Raw genomic sequence first — 16,223 nt, forward strand, 5'->3', positions numbered from 1 at the left:
CAGTGCGAGGGCCCTTTCGTATGTCCGCCGCGTCAGTCGGCCGGCCGCGCGGTCTTCATGGCGCGATCCACCTCCCAGAACGCCCGCAGTGCGGCGATCTTGCCGTCGTCGTCCACCCGGTAGGTGAACACGCCGTCGGCGTCGATCCGGTGGCCGCCGATGGTGCTGCGGATCGTGCCGGTGAAGGCGACTTCGTTGCCGCAGGCGAAGGAGTCGCCGAACAGGAACTCGATCAGATCCGTCTTCGCGATCGCCTTGTCCCAGAACGCGGCGATGGCCTCGGTGCCGCGGTGGCCCTTGCCCTCCGGATCGAAGCCGGACGGGCCGATGGGGTCCTCCACGATGCCGTCTTCGGCGAACAGCGCGACCCACGCCTGCTTGTCCCGCGCTCGCACGGCGGCCTGCGATGCGAGGCCCGCGGCCCGGGCCGGATGGTCGGTGGTGGTCATACGGCCTCCCTTGGCCGGCGAGTCGTCCTCATCGCGCTGCGAGGACGGGTTCGGTGATGTATTGCCGCGCGAACTTGCGCAGCGAGTCCTGCTTGGCGGCCAGTTCGCCGTCGAATCCGATGCCGTCGGCCAGCCAGGGCACCACGATCGCGTCGGTGACGCCCGCGTCGGCGAGGTCCTGATAGCCGGACCGGCCGAACCTATCGACGCAGACCGCCTGGATCTCGAACGGCTCGTCGGTCCGGCCGTACTCGGCGCGCAGCGCGTCGAGCCTGCCGATGGTGCGCCGCAGTTCGTCGTAGGTCATCATGGCCGAGGTCCAGCCGTCGCCCACGCGCGCGGCGCGTCGCAGCGCCGCGTCGGTGTGCCCGCCGATGTAGAACGGCACCGGCTCGGTCGGCGCCGGGCTGATCTGCAACGGATCGAAGTCGAAGAACTCGCCGTGGTACTCGACCATGCCTCCGGCCAGCACCAGTTTGATGACCTCGATCATCTCGTCCACCCGTGCGCCACGGCGCGCGAACGGCACGCCGCACCACTCGAACTCCTCCGGCGCCCAGCCGATGCCGACGCCGAAACCGAAGCGGTTACCCGACAGGTTGGCCACCGAGCCGACCTGCCGGGCCAGCAACAATGGGTTACGCGAACCCAGCTTCAGCACGTTCGTGTAGAAGCGGATGCGGCTGGTGACGGCGGCCATGGCGGTCGCGCCGATGAGCGGGTCGACCCAGGGGGTGTCCGGTCCCCAGAACCGGCTGCCATCAGCGGTGTACGGGTACTTCGCCGCCGCCGACTTCATGTAGAACAGCGAGTCGGGCAGCGCGATGGAGGAGAATCCGCACTCCTCGGCGGTTTTCGCGAGCTCCGTCAGCTGGTCCAGCGGACTCAGCGCGATGCCGACGGTGAACTGCAGCGGGGTCACCGCCGCTCCGATCCGACCACCCACATCGAGAAGTACTGCGAGCCACCGCCGTACGCGTGACCCAGCGCCTTGCGCGCGCCCTCGACCTGATAGTCCCCGGCCCGCTGCATGACCTGCTTGGCGGCCTCGGCGAACCGGATCAGCCCGGAGGCGCCGATCGGGTTGGACGACAGCACGCCGCCGGACGGATTGACCGGAAGGGTGCCGCCGATCTCGGTCTCACCCTTGTCGGTGAGCTTCCACCCGTCGCCCTGCGGCACGAAGCCGAGGTTCTCCAGCCACATCGGCTCGAACCAGGAGAACGGGACGTAGATCTCGGCCACGTCGATCTCCTCCAGCGGGTTGGTGATGCCCGCCGCCTCCCACAGCGCCGCGGCCGCGTCCCGGCCCGCCTGCGGGTTCACCTGGTCGCGGCCGGCGAAGGTGGTCGGTTCGGTGCGCATCGCGGTGCCGTGCACCCAGGCGACCTTCCGGCCGGTGGCCTCCACCGCCTCGGCGGCCTCCGCGTCGCCGAGCACGATCGCGCACGCGCCGTCGGAGGAGGGGCAGGTCTCGTCGAAGCGGATCGGGTCCCACAGCATCTGGGAGGCGAGCACCGATTCCAGCGTGATGTCGGGCTGCTTCAGGTGGGCCAGCGGGTTCTTGGCGCCGTTGCGTCGATCTTTCACCGCGACCATGGCGCCGATGTGGCCAGGCGCGTTGGAGCGCCGGATGTAGGAGCGCACGTGCGGCGCGAAGTACCCGCCCGCGCCGGCGCCGACCGGCATGGTGAACGGCACCGGAATCGACAGCGCCCACATGGCGTTCGACTCCGACTGCTTCTCCCACGCCACCGCGAGCACGCGCTTGTGCACGCCCGCCTGGATCAGGTTGGTCGCGACGATGCCGGTGGAGCCGCCGACCGACCCGGCGGTGTGCACCCGCAACAGCGGCTTTCCGGTAGCGCCGAGCGCGTCCGCCATGAACAGCTCGGGCATCATGACGCCCTCGAATCCGTCGGGCGCTTTGCCGACCACTACCGCGTCGATATCGGCGATGGTGAGACCGGCGTCGGCGAGCGCCCGGTCGATGGCCTCACGGCACATCCCCGCCATGGACACGTCGGTCCGTTTCGTCACGTGATGGGTTTGTCCGGTGCCGAGCACCGCGGCTGGCAAGCTCATCGGTTCTCCGATTCCAAAACGGTCACAAGGTTCTGCTGGAGCGCGGGGCCGCTGGTGGCGTGGGCGAGCGCGCGATTCGCCGAGCCCGCGATGATCGCCTCGGCCGCGAAGCCGATGCGCTCCAGGCCCGCGGCGAACATCGGGTGAGCCGCGAGCGCGCCACCGGACGGATTCACCTTCGTGCCGTTCGGCAGCCCGATCGCCTCGGCGAGGATCAGCTGCTGATGGCTGAACGGCGCGTGCAGCTCGGCGATGTCGAAGCCGCTGACGTCGCCGCCGGTGACCGCCTTGGCCGCGGCGGCCGTCGAGGGCGAGACGGTCAGGTCGCGCGCGCCGAGCACGGGAGTGTCGATCCGATGCGCCATGCCGGTGATCCACGCGGGACGCTCGCACAGTTCGCGGGCGCGGTCGCCCACGGCGAGCACGACCGCCGCCGCGCCGTCGGTGATCGGCGCGATGTCGTGCGCCCGCAGCGGATCGGCGACATACGGCTGTTCGAGCAGGCTGTCGGCGTCACCGGACGCGCCTGCGGCCACGGCCGCCATGTCCAGCTCGGTCCAGCGGCCCGCGTCGAGACCGGCGCGTGCCTGCAGGCCCGCGATGGACCAGGCGTCCGGCCACAGCGGCGCGACCACGTACGGGTCCAGCTGCATGGTGAGCACCTGGCGCAGCGTGCCCGCCGAGGACTTGCCGAACCCGTACACCAGCGCCGTCTTCGCCTGCCCCGAGCGCAGTTTCACCCACGCCTCGTACAGCGCCCAGGCGGCGTCCATCTCGACGTGCGATTCGTTGATCGGCGGCACCGCGCCGATGGCGTCGATCGCCGAGATGAACGAGAAAGCCCGTCCGGCAAGGTAATCGGACGAGCCCGAGCACCAGAAGTCGATGTCGGACTTGGTGATGCCGAGCCGGTCGTAGAGCTGCTGGAAGCAGGGCACCAGCATCTCGACACCGTTGGTGGTGCCGAAGGTCTCCGGCACATGCGGCGCGTGGGCGAAACCCACGACCGCGATGTCGGTGGCGTTGTCAGTCAACGTGCGCCTCTCTCAGAGGTGGTGCTTATAGGTCTCGTAGTCGGCGTCCGGCTCGCCGGAGGGGCGGAAGTGGTCCACATTCTCCAGGCCGTAGCCCCACTCCTCGCGCGGCTTCCACACCGCCTCCACCCGCATGCCCATGCGCACTTCGCTCGCGTCGCATCCGAGCACCAGGTGCAGCACCGGGATGTCCGCGCCGTCCAGCAGCACGTAGGCCGCGACGTACGGCGGCTTGATCCGCTGGCCGAGGAACGGCACGTTGACGATGCAGAAGGTGGTCACGGTGCCGCGATCGGACAGTTCGATGAACTCGTCGGTCGGCCTGCCATCGGTCGGGTTCGCGCCGCGCGGCGGGAAGTACACCTTGCCTGCGGCGTCGGTGCGCGCGCCGATCAGCTTGCCTTCGGCGAGTCCGCGCAGGTAGACGGTCTCCTGCGGCGAGGCGGTGTGCTTGTAGGACAGATCGACCGGCGTGATGAGCATGGTGACCGGGTCGGCCGCGGCGGACTCGACGGGTCCGGCGGACTTCTCGCCCGGCTCGAAGCAGAGGATGTCGCGAATGCTGCCCTCGGTCTGTTCGGCCCAGCGGGCGGTCACCCGCAAGCCTGTCCGGATGTCCTCGGGCGCGGCGACGTCGACGGCGTGCAGCAGCGTGGTGTCCGCGCCGTCCAGCCGGATCAGCGCCCAGGCGAACGGGCGGTCGAACGGCTGGCCGGGCAGCGGCTCGCGCACCCAGGTCCACGACTCGACGGTGCCGGTATCGGCGACGTCGACGAATTCGGTCAGCGGTTCGGCGGTGATCGGATCGTATTCCGGCGGCGGCACGATCACCCGGCCGTCCGAGCCGCGCACGCCGACGATCTTGTGGTCGCGCAATCCGGTCAGGAAGGTTCCGATGGTGGAGCCGACGGAGCGGGTGTAATCGAAACGCACCCGCAGGGGCGCGCTGAGTACCTCGGGCACGGCGTCGGTGTTCAATGCCGTGCCGCTACCACCAGCGATTGCCGTGGATGCAGTATTCCCCTGAGTCACGATATCGAGTAGAACAGGTTCTAACTCTGGTGGCAAGCAGTTGATCGGAAAGGGGTCCGGCGTGAAGTTCGGATTGCAACTCGGGTACTGGATGGCCCAGCCGCCCGCGAACGCGGGGGAGCTGGTGGTGGCGGCCGAGGAAGCCGGGTTCGACGCCGTCTTCGCCGCCGAGTCGTGGGGGTCGGACGCCTTCGGCCCGCTCACCTGGTGGGGCTCGGCCACGCGGCGGGTGCGCCTTGGCACCTCGGTGGTGCAGATGTCGGCGCGAACGCCCGCCGCGACCGCCATGCACGCGCTCACCCTCGACCATCTCAGCGGCGGTCGCGCCATCCTCGGCCTGGGCGTCTCGGGTCCGCAGGTGGTGGAGGGCTGGTACGGCCAACCCTTCGCCAAGCCGTTGCAGCGCACCCGCGAGTATGTCGGGATCGTGCGCCAGGTGCTGGCCCGGCAGGCGCCCGTCACCAGCGACGGCCCGCACTACCCGCTGCCCTACACCGGGCCGGGCTCGCTCGGGCTCGGTAAGCCGCTGAAGCCGATCGTGCATCCGCTACGTGCGGATTTGCCGATCTGGCTGGGTGCGGAGGGGCCGAAGAATGTGGCGCTCACCGCCGAGATCGCCGACGGCTGGCTGGCCATCTACTACGCGCCCCGGCTGGCCGGAATGTACGACGAGTGGCTCGACGAGGGCTTCGCGCGGGCGGGCGCGCGGCGCAGCCGGGACGACTTCGAGATCGCCGCGAGTTGCCAGGTGGTGATCACCGACGATCCGGCGAGCGAGCTGGAGCGGATGCGCTGGATCATGGCGCTCTACATCGGCGGCATGGGCGCCCCGGAACTGAATTTCCACGCTCAGGTGTACCGGCGGATGGGCTACGACCGGGAGGTCGACGAGATCGGCAAGTTGTTCCAGTCGGGCAAGAAGGCGGAGGCCGCCGCGGCGGTGCCGGACGAGCTGATTCTGGACACCGCGATCATCGGCGACGAGGAGCACGTCCGCAAACAGCTGCGGGTGTGGGAGGCCGCCGGCGTCACCATGATGCTGGTGTCGGTTCCCGATGTCGCGCAATTGCATCGGCTCGCACCCCTTGTCGAAGAGTAGAACACGTTCTAGATTCATTGGGGTGACTGCCTCACCCGCCCCGTCGGCTCCGCCTCCTCACCAGCCCCCTGCGCAGGAGCCAGTGCAAATTCTCGGTCTGTGGAACATCGCCGAAGCCGAACCCGATCGGATCGCGATGGTCGATCCCTGGGGCCAGGAGGTGACGTATCGCGAATTGGCGACGCTGGCCAATCGTTACGCCACCGGCCTGCGCGGGCTCGGCCTGAACACCGGTGACGTGCTGGTGAGCATGGTGCACAACTGTGTGGAGGCCATCGCGGCGTATTTCGCGGCCTACCAGTCGGGGTTGTACATCGTCGCGGTGAACTGGCATCTCACCGGTCCGGAGGTCGCCTACATCCTGGCCGACAGCGAGGCGAAGGCGTTCATCGCCAGCGATCGTTTCGCCGCCGCCGCCAAGGCCGCCGCCGACGAGGCCGGGCTGCCCGCGGCGGCGCGCTTCGCGGTGGGTGAGATCGAAGGCTTCAAGTCGGTGGCCTGGCTCGGCGCGGCCGACACCGGCCGTCCGTCCGACCGCAGCACCGGCGCGCCCATGCTGTACACCTCCGGAACCACCGGACGGCCCAAGGGCGTGCGGCGGCCGCTCACCGGCGCGGACCCCGACGTCGTCCCACCGCACACCACCGCGTTCTTCGGCCTGTTCGAGCTCGCGCCCTACGACGACCACGTGCACATCTGCGGCTCGCCGCTGTACCACACGGCGGTGCTGAACTTCGCGACCATCTCGATCCAGCTGGGCCACAAGCTCGTGCTGATGGACCGCTGGGACGCCGAGGACATGCTGCGGCTGATCGACAAGCACCGCGTGACGCACAGCCACATGGTGCCCACCCAGTTCCACCGCCTGCTCGCCCTGCCGGAGGAGGTGCGCGCCAAGTACGACGTGTCCTCGCTGCGCAGCATGGTGCACGGCGCCGCGCCCTGCCCGCAGGAGACGAAGCGGCGGATGCTCGAGTGGTGGGGCCCGACGGTCACCGAGTACTACGCGGCCACCGAGGGCGGCGGCACGGTGATCAACGGCACCGAGTGGCTGCGGAAACCGGGCTCGGTCGGCAAGGCGTGGCCGTGGTCGGTGATCAAGGTGCTCAGCGAGGAAGACGGGTCCGAGGTGCCGGTCGGCGAACCCGGCCTGGTCTACATGCGCATGGGTGCCTCGAGTTTCGAATACCACCACGACAAGGCCAAGACCGATGACTCGCGCGTCGGTGACCTGTTCACCGTCGGCGACATCGGCCACCTCGACGAGGACGGCTACCTCTACCTGCACGACCGTCGTTCGGACCTGATCCTGTCCGGCGGGGTGAACATCTACCCGGCGGAGGTCGAGAACGTCCTGATCACCCATCCGAAGGTCGCCGACGTGGCGGTCTTCGGCATCCCGCATCCGGATTGGGGTCAGGAAGTGAAGGCCGTCGTGCAGCCCGCCGACGGGATCGACGGCGATGACGCGCTCACCGAGGAACTGCTCGCGTTCGCCGCCACGCAATTGGCGAAGTACAAGATGCCCAAGTCGATCGACTATCTACCCGAACTGCCGCGCGATCCCAACGGCAAGCTCTACAAGCGCAAACTGCGCGAGCGGTACATCCCCGCCTCCTGAGCCACGCCGCCGGACGGACGGCGTCGGGCACTACCCGGCCCACGTCCAGCGGACGGTAGGCGCGCGCCGCGCAGCCGGGCCGCTGGGGCTGTGACCCGGCCGCGCGACGACGCCGAAAGCGAATGCGCCCTTCACGAATACCGTGAAGGGCGCATTCGCGCGTCCCTGCGAGGGGATCGGCGAGCGGCTGTCACCGCCGAAGTCGAGTATTTCGAGTGGTGGTGTAGCTACGACCGCAAAGCCACACACTTCCTCGCGTTCCTCATCCTCGCCGCGGCGCTGACCTGCCTCGAGAATCTGACGAAATGCGCCACATGAGACGTGGTCTCAGGAGCGCACCCTTAGTCGGGCTACGTACCGGTGCCCCGAGATCGCACTCTGGGGGCTTCCGTCGTCTCGATTCCGCTCCGGGCTCACTCGTCCGGCGTGTACTCGGCGTACCGCTCCGACGTGGGGAAGGTGGCTGCTGCCAACTCCCGCGCAGCTTGGATCAGTGCGGCTATCGCCCGGTGCTCCGGACCGAGGTACCGGCCCGCTTCCTCTGTGATTTGTTGGAGCTGATCTCTCAGCCGCACCGAAGTTTCCTTGTCGAGTGCGCCGGGGGGTTCCGTGGTAGACATACCGCTCCTCTGGTCAGAACCGGTTAGGGCATTTGGAGGCCGGTACCTCCACCGTGCCGGATGCGTTGTTGTAGGTGAACTGGTGCCCCTGAATCTTGCCGCGTATACCGACGCTGACACGCCACTTGCCGGCGTAGCACGCGGCCGACACCGTGTAGGAGTGTCCACCGCCCCGGAACGGTGGCGGGATGGTCGAATCGGTTCGGGTCGAGACCACCTCCCACCGACCGCCCTCCTCGTGCTGCAACGCCAAGACGACTATGTGTTCGTCCGGCGGGATATCACACGCGGCAATACCGTCGCCCGTGATCTGGGGCGGTAGCACTGTCGGCACCGAGTGCGTGAACTCGAAATCACAACTGCGAGCAGCGTGGGCCGTGCCGGTAACCGCTGGACTCATGCCGATCAGCACGGCCGCAGCGATCAGCCCAGTAATGGTTTTCAACGGTTATCCCCCCACTTCGATGTCAAACCGGACATAACTCGCTCCAAAAGATCGGGCGTTGGAGGTTCCCACTTGTCAAAGCTGGAGAGAACAAACAGACCAATTTCATACCGGGATCGCGTTTCGCAAGATCCTCGCCGGTCATCTACATACCGCCCTGCTGACGCGTCTCTTCGCGTTCGATCCGTTTCCCGATCTTCTCTTCCGGTATCCGCTGAGGCCAGAACACCACAGCGAAGAACGCGACCAGCGGGACAGCGAACGCCACGAACAACCCCATCACGCGGGCTCCACATCGTCGTCCACCGGATCGAGTCGCTCCGCTTCACCAGGGCCGAACGCCCGAGCGCCGTTACACGACTGCCGGGGGTGGTGGAACTCGATATATACCCCCGGCTCTGCGTCGTCGGCGCCATCCCACCGTTCGAACACACCACCAGGGAACGGGTAAAGCCTTGTGCCTCTGCGTTGTTGATCTCCGTCTGCAGTCATCTCAACCCCTGTAGTAGGCCAGTGGTAGGCACCCCGTGACCGGTTCACGGCACATGTCACGGGGGCCGACTCCGACGGTACGAATCGTCTACCGCGCCGGTCCACAATCGTGCTCAATCGTGCACGAGTCTAAGATTTCCAGTGCTTACGTGGTATCTCTGAGTCAAAATCGGTTCTGTATGTGCAATCTCGTGCACGACATGATCTGGAGGTACACAGATGCCGTTACGTTTCCTAGGCAAAGGCGGAAGCACCAACAACGGGTGCCCTACCTTGCTGGCGAACGACCCCTGCGGGTACGTCGTCCAAGCATGGAAAACGGACCGGGCCGATACAGTCGAGTTGCCACACCTGCTACTCGGGTTCTTGGAACCGGATACGTTCATCGGTGCGACGTTGACCGACACCGGCCGGGGAACATTCCGGCTCACCGGTCGGCCGGTCACTGAACCGGACCTACTCGCACAGCTCGACATCGCGGACGGCGAAACCGCTATCGAGGTTCCGAAGCTGGAAAGGACGTTCTACGGTGCTGCTAGTGCCCGATGAAGGGTTCCCGGACCTACTCCGGACCTGCAAGCGGGAAGCGTTTCATCTCGAAGTGCTCGACACCTACGCCGAACCGAACGAGCATGAACCGTTCCGGCGATTCCTGGCAGACGAGCCGGATGACTACGCATGGTTCCAGCCGTGGACCGAGCTGATACAGGAGACGACCAGCCGGGGTGTAGCGGTCACACGGGTACGAATCGTCACCGAACCGCACACCGACTACACCCGGTTCGCGCTTGCCGTGGCAGCGCTCAATGTACGGGCAGGCGAAGACATTCGATATCTGCCCCGGCAGCATGCCGGGGAAGTCCCTTCGGATGACTACTGGCTACTTGATGACGAAACAGTGGTCTTCTCAGCGTTCGGGGAGTCCGGAGGTTGGTCCGGTGCGGCAACTACCGACCCGCACATTGCCGCGTACTGTCGCGGGCTCCGAGCCCGGTTCTGGCCTCTCGCCACTCCGTTTCCGGATTACGTCACACAGTGACCGGTTCAGTTGACCAGCAGCGCGAATATCTCGGGGCGCAACTCCGAGGTATTCGCGTTGCCGCTGGGTTGTCCGGTGCGGAGTTGGCACGCCGTAGCGGATGGGACCCAAGCAAGGTCTCAAAGATCGAATACGGCCGGATACGCCCGTCTCTAGAGGACATCTCGGTGTACTGCCGACACTGCAACGCGGGTGACCAACTAGCAGACCTCCACGCGGCGCGGCAGAACATCGATACCGCGTACCTCGAGTGGCGGAAGATTCTCGGTACCGGAACCAAGCGCAGACAGCAAGCGTCGATCAAGTGGGAATCCGAAGCTCGGATCATCCGATCGTTTGAACCGGTCTTGATTCCCGGTCTTCTACAGACCGCCGACTACGCGGCGGGCATCCTGCGGAAGGTAATCGAGTTCCAGCAGATTCCGAACGATCTGGACGCGGGTGTATCCAAGCGGATGCAGCGGCAACAAGTCTTGTATCAGCGGGATCACTTGTTCCACTTCGTCCTTGGTGAACAAGCGTTGTACACCACCGTTGGCGACGATCAGACGATGATCGGCCAGCTCGACCGGCTCTTAGCTGTCCAAGGTATGCCACGTGTGACGCTCGGTATCGTGCCGATGCTGGCACCGTTCGAGACGGCTACCACGTCGTTTCTGATGTTCGATTCGAGCCGTGTCCTGGTCGAGAACATCACAGCAGAGCTGTCGATCACTCAGCCGCGAGAGATCGCGGTGTATCACCGGACGTTCGATGTCCTGGCCGGTCAATCCGTGACCGGTGACGCTGCACGGGAGCTGATCCGCAAGGCGCTGGACGCCCGTACGCCCCGACCGTGACCGTGCAGGGGGTATTCGCTGGTCAGCGGTTCATGCTCTCGCGCAGTTCGGGCGCGAGGCCGAATAGCGGGAACAGCTTGTCGGTGTCCAGGAAGAAGTTCAGTCCGGCGATGGTGTCGCCGTCGAGTTCGAGCACCGTGATCGACCACGGCACCCACACGCCCGGCTCGGCGCTCGGCTTGTAGTGGCCGAAGGCGGGCAGGCCGTTGGCGCCTTCCAGCGGGATCAGACGCGAATCGCGGCAAGCGCTTCCGTGGCCGAGCATGAACGCGGCCACGTTCTCCGGACCGGAGATCCACAGCTCGATCGGCGGCATGGACAGCGCCACATCCGCTTTCAGCAGGGAGGTGAGCGTATCCATGTCGTAGGCCTCGAAGGCCTTGACGAAGTTGTCCACCAGCTTGCGCTGATCCTCGTCGGAGTCGTCATAGGTGTCGGTGGCCGCGGGCTGGACCTTGGACATGGTGGCGCGCGCCCGTTGCAGCGCGCTGTTGACCGACGCGGGCGACATGGTGAGCGCCTCGGCGGTCTCGTTCGCGGAGAAGCGCAGGACCTCGCGCATGATCAGGATCGCGCGCTGCGTGGCGGGCAGATGCTGGCAGGCCGCGACGAAGGCCAATCGCAAGGTGTCCTTCGCGCTGGCGTGGTCGGCCGGATCGGCGCCGAAGGCCAACGCGTTCGGGATCGGCTCGATCCAGACGTAGTCCGGCTGTGGCGCGGGCAGCGGCGAATCCGGCCGCGACGGACCGTTCAGATCCATAGGCCGAGCCCGGCGCTGCGGGCCGTCGAGCATGTCCAGGCAGACGTTCGTGGTGATCTTGTACAGCCAGGAGCGGAGGCTGGCGCGGCCCTCGAACGAGTCGTAGGACTTCCACGCCCGGGTCAGGGTCTCCTGGACCGCGTCCTCCGCTTCGAAGGACGAGCCGAGCATGCGGTAGGCGTACGCGCACAGCTCCCTGCGATGGGTCTCGAACGCGGCGAGCAGATCGGGAGCGAGGCCGGCGGGGGAGGCTGGCGAGTCGTTCATGGGAGTCACCCTGCCACAGGCCACCGACACAAAACAGGCTCTCGGACTCGAGAGCGTCGCTGATCAAGATCAATAAACCTGCCTGCGGTGTGGGATGCGCCACCGACGCTTCCGCGATGAGTTCGCCGGGCGCGGTCCGTCCTATCCAGTGACACGAACGGACTTGCTCGAGAGGAAGAGGCCATGAGCAGCAAGATGATCTTCATCAATCTCCCGGTCACCGATCTGCACCGGTCGACGGCGTTCTACGAGGCGCTGGGCTGGAAGGTCAACCAGGAGTTCACCGATGACAACGCGGCCTGCATCGTGATCGACGACAACATCTGCCTGATGCTGCTCACCGAGGATTTCTTCACCACCTTCAGCAAGCGGCCGGTGGCCGACACCAAGGCGGCGATCGGCGCGGCGTACGCGCTGGCCCTGGGCAGCGCCGCGGAGGTCGACAACCTGGCCGAGGCCGCGCTGGCCGCGGGCGCGACCGAAGAGGTGAACGAGGACAAGCGGGCGCAAGAGGCGCAGGTCGGCATGCATGGCCGCACCTTCATCGACCCGGACGGCCACCAGTGGGAGCCGTTCTGGATGGATTACCCGGGCGCGAACTGAGCCCGGCGAGGGGTCGCCCCCGATGCGCGTGCACTGGTCGCGCATCGGGGGCGTTGGGCTATCGGCGTCAGTTTCCGGTGAAAGAGGGCTTGCGCTTTTCCGCGAACGCCCGCGGCCCTTCCTTGGCATCCGCCGAGCGGAAGACCGCCATGCCGAGCTTGGCGTCGATCTGGAAGGCGTCCTCCTCCGGCATGGCCTCCGTCTCCCGGATGGTGCGCAGGATGGCCTGCACGGCGAGCGGGCCGTTGGCGGCGATCTGCCCCGCGATCTCCAGCGCTTTGTCCAGCGCGGTGCCGTCCGCGACCACGTGGCCGATCAGGCCGATCTCCTTGGCTTCCGCCGCGGTGATGTGCCGGCCGGTGAGCAGGATCTCGGCGGCGACGGTGTAGGGAATCTGGCGGACCAGCCGCACCGCCGAGCCGCCCAGGGGGAACAGACCCCAACGGGCTTCGGAGACGCCGAATTTCGCGCTTTCCCCGGCCACCCGAATGTCGGTGCCCTGCAGGATCTCGGTGCCGCCCGCGATGGCCGGGCCCTCGACCGCCGCGATCAGCGGCTTGGTCAGTCTGCGGCCCTTGAGCAGCGCCTCCAGCTTGGCCGGATTCCAGCCGCCGCCGTCGATGGTGTCGCCCGGGTGCTCGGAGGTCATGCCCTTCAGATCGGCGCCTGCGCAGAACGCGCCGCCCGCGCCGGTCAGGATCGCGACCCGGATGTCCGGATCGTCGTCCACCTGGTTCCAGGCGTCCTTCATTATCGCCATCATCTCGCCCGACAGGGCGTTGCGCGCCTCGGGCCGGTTCATGGTGACGATGAGGACGTGGTCGCGCTTCTCGACGAGGCAGTGCGGCATCGCTGATTCTCCTGACTTCGAGCCTTGTCAGAAACAGTAACACGTTCTATTTTTAAGGCTGTGAGCTACAACATAGCGGACCTAGTCGAACATGCCATCGACCTGATGCCCGACCGCGTCGCGCTGGCCGACGACGGCCGCGAGGTCACCTACGCCCAGTTGGAGGAGCGGGCCAACAAGCTCGCTCACTACCTGCAAGAACAGGGAGTCCAGCCGGGCGACAAGGTGGGCATCTACTCACGCAACACGATCGAGGCCGTCGAGGCCATGGTCGCGATCTTCAAGGCGCGGGCCGTGATGATCAACGTGAACTTCCGTTACGTCGAGAACGAGTTGCAATACATCTTCGACAACTCGGACATGGTGGCGCTGGTCCACGAGCGGCGCTACAGCGACCGGGTCGCTGCCGTTCGTCCCAAGACCCCGCAGCTGCGCACCGTTATCGTCGTCGACGACGATACGACCGGCACGATTGCCACCGCAGCGGATTCGGTGGAATACGAGGCGGTGATCGCGCAGTCCTCGGGCGAGCGCGACTTCGGCGAACGCTCGCCCGACGACCTGTACATGGTCTACACCGGTGGCACCACCGGGATGCCCAAGGGCGTGATGTGGCGCCAGGAGGACGTGTGGCGCGTGCTCGGCGCAGGCATCAACTTCATCACCGGCGAATACGTCCAGGACGAATGGGAGTTGGCGAAGGTGGGCGCGGGCAGCCCGCCGATGGTGCGGTTCCCGATCCCGCCGATGATCCACGGCGGGGCGCAGTGGGCCACGTTCCACAGCCTGTTCGGCGGCGGCAAGGCCGTGATGCTCCCGGAGTTCTCCGGGCACGGCGTGTGGCAGGCCATCGACAAGCACAAGATCAATCTGATCTTCATCACCGGTGACGCGATGGCGCGCCCCATGCTCGACGCGCTCATCGAGGGCAACCCGGAAACCGGTCAGCCCTATGACCTTTCGAGCTTGTACGTGATGGCCAGCAGTGCGGCGCTGTTCTCGCCCGCGCTCAAGGATCAATTCCTCGAACTGCTGCCCAACCGGATGATCTCCGATTCGATCGGTTCCTCCGAGACCGGGTTCGGCGGCATCGCCATCGTGGCCAAGGGGGCGACGCACACCGGCGGGCCGCGCGTGAAGATCGACGCCTCCACCGATGTGCTCGACGAGGACGGCAACCCGGTGCAGCCCGGCTCCGGCGTGGTCGGCATCCTGGCCCGGCGCGGGCACATCCCGCTCGGCTACTACAAGGACGAGGCGAAGACCGCGGCGACGTTCAAGGAGTTCAACGGGGTGCGCTACGCCATCCCGGGCGACTTCGCTCGCGTCGAGGAAGACGGCACGGTCACCATGCTCGGCCGCGGTTCGGTCAGCATCAACAGCGGCGGCGAGAAGATCTACCCGGAGGAGGTCGAGGGCGCCCTCAAGACCCACCCCGAGATCTTCGACGCGCTGGTGGTGGGTATCGACGACGAGCGCTGGGGGCAGCGGGTGGTGGCGGTCGTGCAATGTCGCGGTGAATCCCGGCCCACCTTGGAAGAACTGCGTCCCATGCTCACCCAGGAGATCGCGCCGTACAAGCTTCCCCGCAGCTTGTGGTACGTCGACGAGATCAAGCGCTCCCCGGCGGGCAAGCCCGATTACCGCTGGGCCAAGGAGCAAACCCAGTCCCGCCCCGCCGACGACCACGCGGTGGCGAGCGCGAAATAGCGGTTGCGCAAGGTGGCCGGCCACCGTTTCGCACGACGGTGGCCGGCCACGTTGCTGTTCGCGGGATCAGCGGTTGGCCAGTTCGGCCAGTTGGTAGGCGAGGCGGTGGCGGAAGGCGGGGATGCGGGCGAGGGTGGTGAGGGTCAGATTGCGCAGGGCGCGGGCCGGGCGTGCGCGCAGGGTCGCCATTCTGGTCATGCGGTCGGTGAACGAGACGACGCCGAGGGCGACCGGGCGGCGGGTGGCTTCGTAGTCGTCGAGCAGGGTGTCCGGCTCGCCCGCCAGCACGCGGGCCAGCAGCGGGCCGAGGGCGGCGGCGTCTTGGATCCCCGTGTTCATGCCTTGGCCGCCGGCCGGGCTGTGCACGTGAGCCGCGTCGCCCGCGAGCAGGATGCGGCCGCTGCGGTACCGGTCGGCGACGCGGTGGTGCACGCGGAAGCGCGAGCTCCACAGCACCTCGTGCACGCGTACCGTGCCGCCGGGGCCGCGGGCGTCGAGAATGGCCTGGATGTCCTGCTCCGTCGAGTGCTCGGGCGCGGTTTCCAGGGTGGCGACCACGCGGAAGCGGTTGGGCTCCTTCTCGTCGGGCAGCGGCGCGACCACCGTGACACCCTCCGGTGAAAGGTGCAGGGCGACTTCGTCGCGCGCGATCGGCCAGTCCATCCGCACGTCGGCGAGGACGAAGGATTCCGGGTACGACGCGCCGGTGAATCCGATGCCCGCTTGCTCGCGGACGATGCTGTGCATGCCGTCGGTCCCGATGACGTAGTCGGCGCGGATGCTGCCGGGCGCGCCCGCCTCGTCGGTGTATTCGACCGTGACGCCGTCGTTTTCCTCGGCGACCCGGGTGACCTGGTACGGCCGCTGCACGTCGCCGCCCGCCTTCCGCAGCCGCTTCAGCAGCACCGCCTCGGTGGTGTCCTGCGGGGTCATCAGGGTGTACGGGTAGCGCGTCGGGAGTCCGTCGAAGTCGATGGTGGCCAAGGTGCTGCCGCCGTCGTGGACGGTGAAGCGCGCGACGATGTCACCCGTCGCGACCAGTTCGTCGGCGATGCCGAGCTGCTCGAGCACTTCGAGTGTCCTGGCGTGCACGACCGCGGCTCGGGAGGTGTTCGCGCCTTCGCTCAGCCGGTCCAGGAGGACGAAGGCCACGCCCGCGTCGGCCAGCGTGATCGCTGCGGTGAGCCCGGCGGGACCCGCGCCGACGATCACGACGGAGGTGGTGGCGGGCAGCGGGTTCGTTGTGGCGTTCATCGGAACTCCTCTATGTCAACGTTT

18 protein-coding genes are annotated in these 16,223 nt (G+C 67.0%); 7 read left to right on the plus strand and 11 right to left on the minus strand.

Annotation, left to right across the window (positions count from 1 at the left end):
* Positions 1-32: 32 nt before the first annotated feature.
* The 5 genes from GVY64_RS16025 to GVY64_RS16045 are packed head-to-tail and all read right to left on the minus strand — an operon-like array spanning position 33 to position 4,546.
* Positions 33-449 (minus strand): nuclear transport factor 2 family protein, encoded by a 417-nt coding sequence (locus tag GVY64_RS16025; protein ID WP_159842100.1) that lies wholly within the window; start codon positions 447-449, stop codon positions 33-35.
* Positions 450-477: 28 nt separating this feature from the next.
* A complete protein-coding gene (locus GVY64_RS16030; RefSeq protein WP_159842302.1) occupies positions 478-1,362 on the minus strand; it encodes a TIGR03619 family F420-dependent LLM class oxidoreductase in 885 nt (294 codons plus the stop codon).
* A gap of 5 nt (positions 1,363-1,367) precedes the next feature.
* Positions 1,368-2,534: a thiolase domain-containing protein gene (locus GVY64_RS16035; protein WP_159842102.1), complete on the minus strand. Its 1,167-nt coding sequence runs from the start codon at positions 2,532-2,534 to the stop codon at positions 1,368-1,370.
* A complete protein-coding gene (locus GVY64_RS16040) occupies positions 2,531-3,568 on the minus strand; it encodes a thiolase domain-containing protein (RefSeq protein ID WP_159842104.1) in 1,038 nt (345 codons plus the stop codon). The genes GVY64_RS16035 and GVY64_RS16040 overlap by 4 nt, the downstream gene beginning before the upstream one ends.
* Before the next feature lie 12 nt (positions 3,569-3,580).
* Positions 3,581-4,546, minus strand: coding sequence for a Zn-ribbon domain-containing OB-fold protein (locus tag GVY64_RS16045; protein WP_159842106.1), 966 nt, complete (start codon positions 4,544-4,546; stop codon positions 3,581-3,583).
* Between the two features lie 115 nt (positions 4,547-4,661).
* Here GVY64_RS16045 and GVY64_RS16050 point away from each other — a divergent pair, with 115 nt between their 5' ends.
* Both GVY64_RS16050 and GVY64_RS16055 read left to right on the plus strand, forming a co-directional pair.
* A complete protein-coding gene (locus GVY64_RS16050) occupies positions 4,662-5,699 on the plus strand; it encodes an LLM class F420-dependent oxidoreductase (protein ID WP_159842108.1) in 1,038 nt (345 codons plus the stop codon).
* Between the two features lie 82 nt (positions 5,700-5,781).
* Positions 5,782-7,320, plus strand: a complete 1,539-nt coding sequence (locus tag GVY64_RS16055; protein ID WP_159842110.1) for an acyl-CoA synthetase — start codon at positions 5,782-5,784, stop codon at positions 7,318-7,320.
* 413 nt (positions 7,321-7,733) lie between these two features.
* On the opposite strand, the gene GVY64_RS16060 is transcribed toward GVY64_RS16055, so the two are convergent.
* The 3 genes from GVY64_RS16060 to GVY64_RS16070 form a co-directional block, all read right to left on the minus strand.
* Positions 7,734-7,940, minus strand: a complete 207-nt coding sequence (locus tag GVY64_RS16060; protein WP_159842112.1) for a hypothetical protein — start codon at positions 7,938-7,940, stop codon at positions 7,734-7,736.
* 13 nt (positions 7,941-7,953) lie between these two features.
* Positions 7,954-8,385 carry a hypothetical protein gene (locus GVY64_RS16065; protein ID WP_159842114.1) on the minus strand — a complete coding sequence of 144 codons (432 nt, stop codon included), beginning with the start codon at positions 8,383-8,385 and terminating at the stop codon, positions 7,954-7,956.
* A 145-nt stretch (positions 8,386-8,530) separates the two neighbouring features.
* Entirely contained in the window at positions 8,531-8,668 is a 138-nt protein-coding gene (locus GVY64_RS16070) for a hypothetical protein (RefSeq protein WP_159842116.1), read from the minus strand.
* A 482-nt stretch (positions 8,669-9,150) separates the two neighbouring features.
* On the opposite strand from GVY64_RS16070, the gene GVY64_RS16075 reads away from it, so the two are divergent.
* Genes GVY64_RS16075 through GVY64_RS16085 form a run of 3 tightly spaced genes read left to right on the plus strand, consistent with a single transcriptional unit; the run spans position 9,151 to position 10,755 of the window.
* A complete protein-coding gene (locus tag GVY64_RS16075; protein ID WP_236566864.1) occupies positions 9,151-9,426 on the plus strand; it encodes a hypothetical protein in 276 nt (91 codons plus the stop codon).
* Positions 9,416-9,916: a DUF6879 family protein gene (locus tag GVY64_RS16080; protein ID WP_236566865.1), complete on the plus strand. Its 501-nt coding sequence runs from the start codon at positions 9,416-9,418 to the stop codon at positions 9,914-9,916. The genes GVY64_RS16075 and GVY64_RS16080 overlap by 11 nt, the downstream gene beginning before the upstream one ends.
* On the plus strand, positions 9,913-10,755 hold the full coding sequence (locus GVY64_RS16085; RefSeq protein WP_159842122.1) for a helix-turn-helix domain-containing protein: 843 nt from the start codon (positions 9,913-9,915) through the stop codon (positions 10,753-10,755). Before GVY64_RS16080 ends, GVY64_RS16085 begins: the two co-directional genes overlap by 4 nt.
* 22 nt (positions 10,756-10,777) lie before the next feature.
* Here the strand turns inward: GVY64_RS16085 and GVY64_RS16090 are convergent, their stop codons facing one another.
* Positions 10,778-11,782 carry a sigma-70 family RNA polymerase sigma factor gene (locus GVY64_RS16090; protein WP_159842124.1) on the minus strand — a complete coding sequence of 335 codons (1,005 nt, stop codon included), beginning with the start codon at positions 11,780-11,782 and terminating at the stop codon, positions 10,778-10,780.
* 183 nt (positions 11,783-11,965) lie between these two features.
* Between GVY64_RS16090 and GVY64_RS16095 the strand changes: the two genes are divergently transcribed.
* The gene (locus GVY64_RS16095; protein ID WP_159842126.1) at positions 11,966-12,385 is read left to right on the plus strand and encodes a VOC family protein; all 420 of its coding nucleotides are present in this window, start codon (positions 11,966-11,968) and stop codon (positions 12,383-12,385) included.
* A 67-nt stretch (positions 12,386-12,452) separates the two neighbouring features.
* On the opposite strand, the gene GVY64_RS16100 is transcribed toward GVY64_RS16095, so the two are convergent.
* Positions 12,453-13,235 (minus strand): crotonase/enoyl-CoA hydratase family protein, encoded by a 783-nt coding sequence (locus GVY64_RS16100; protein ID WP_159842128.1) that lies wholly within the window; start codon positions 13,233-13,235, stop codon positions 12,453-12,455.
* A 60-nt stretch (positions 13,236-13,295) separates the two neighbouring features.
* On the opposite strand from GVY64_RS16100, the gene GVY64_RS16105 reads away from it, so the two are divergent.
* The gene (locus tag GVY64_RS16105) at positions 13,296-14,945 is read left to right on the plus strand and encodes an acyl-CoA synthetase (RefSeq protein WP_159842304.1); all 1,650 of its coding nucleotides are present in this window, start codon (positions 13,296-13,298) and stop codon (positions 14,943-14,945) included.
* A gap of 66 nt (positions 14,946-15,011) precedes the next feature.
* Here the strand turns inward: GVY64_RS16105 and GVY64_RS16110 are convergent, their stop codons facing one another.
* A complete protein-coding gene (locus GVY64_RS16110) occupies positions 15,012-16,199 on the minus strand; it encodes an FAD-dependent monooxygenase (RefSeq protein WP_159842130.1) in 1,188 nt (395 codons plus the stop codon).
* Positions 16,200-16,223 lie beyond the last annotated feature (24 nt).

The sequence above is a fragment of the Nocardia sp. CY41 genome, from assembly GCF_009829325.1.
Lineage (GTDB): Bacteria > Actinomycetota > Actinomycetes > Mycobacteriales > Mycobacteriaceae > Nocardia.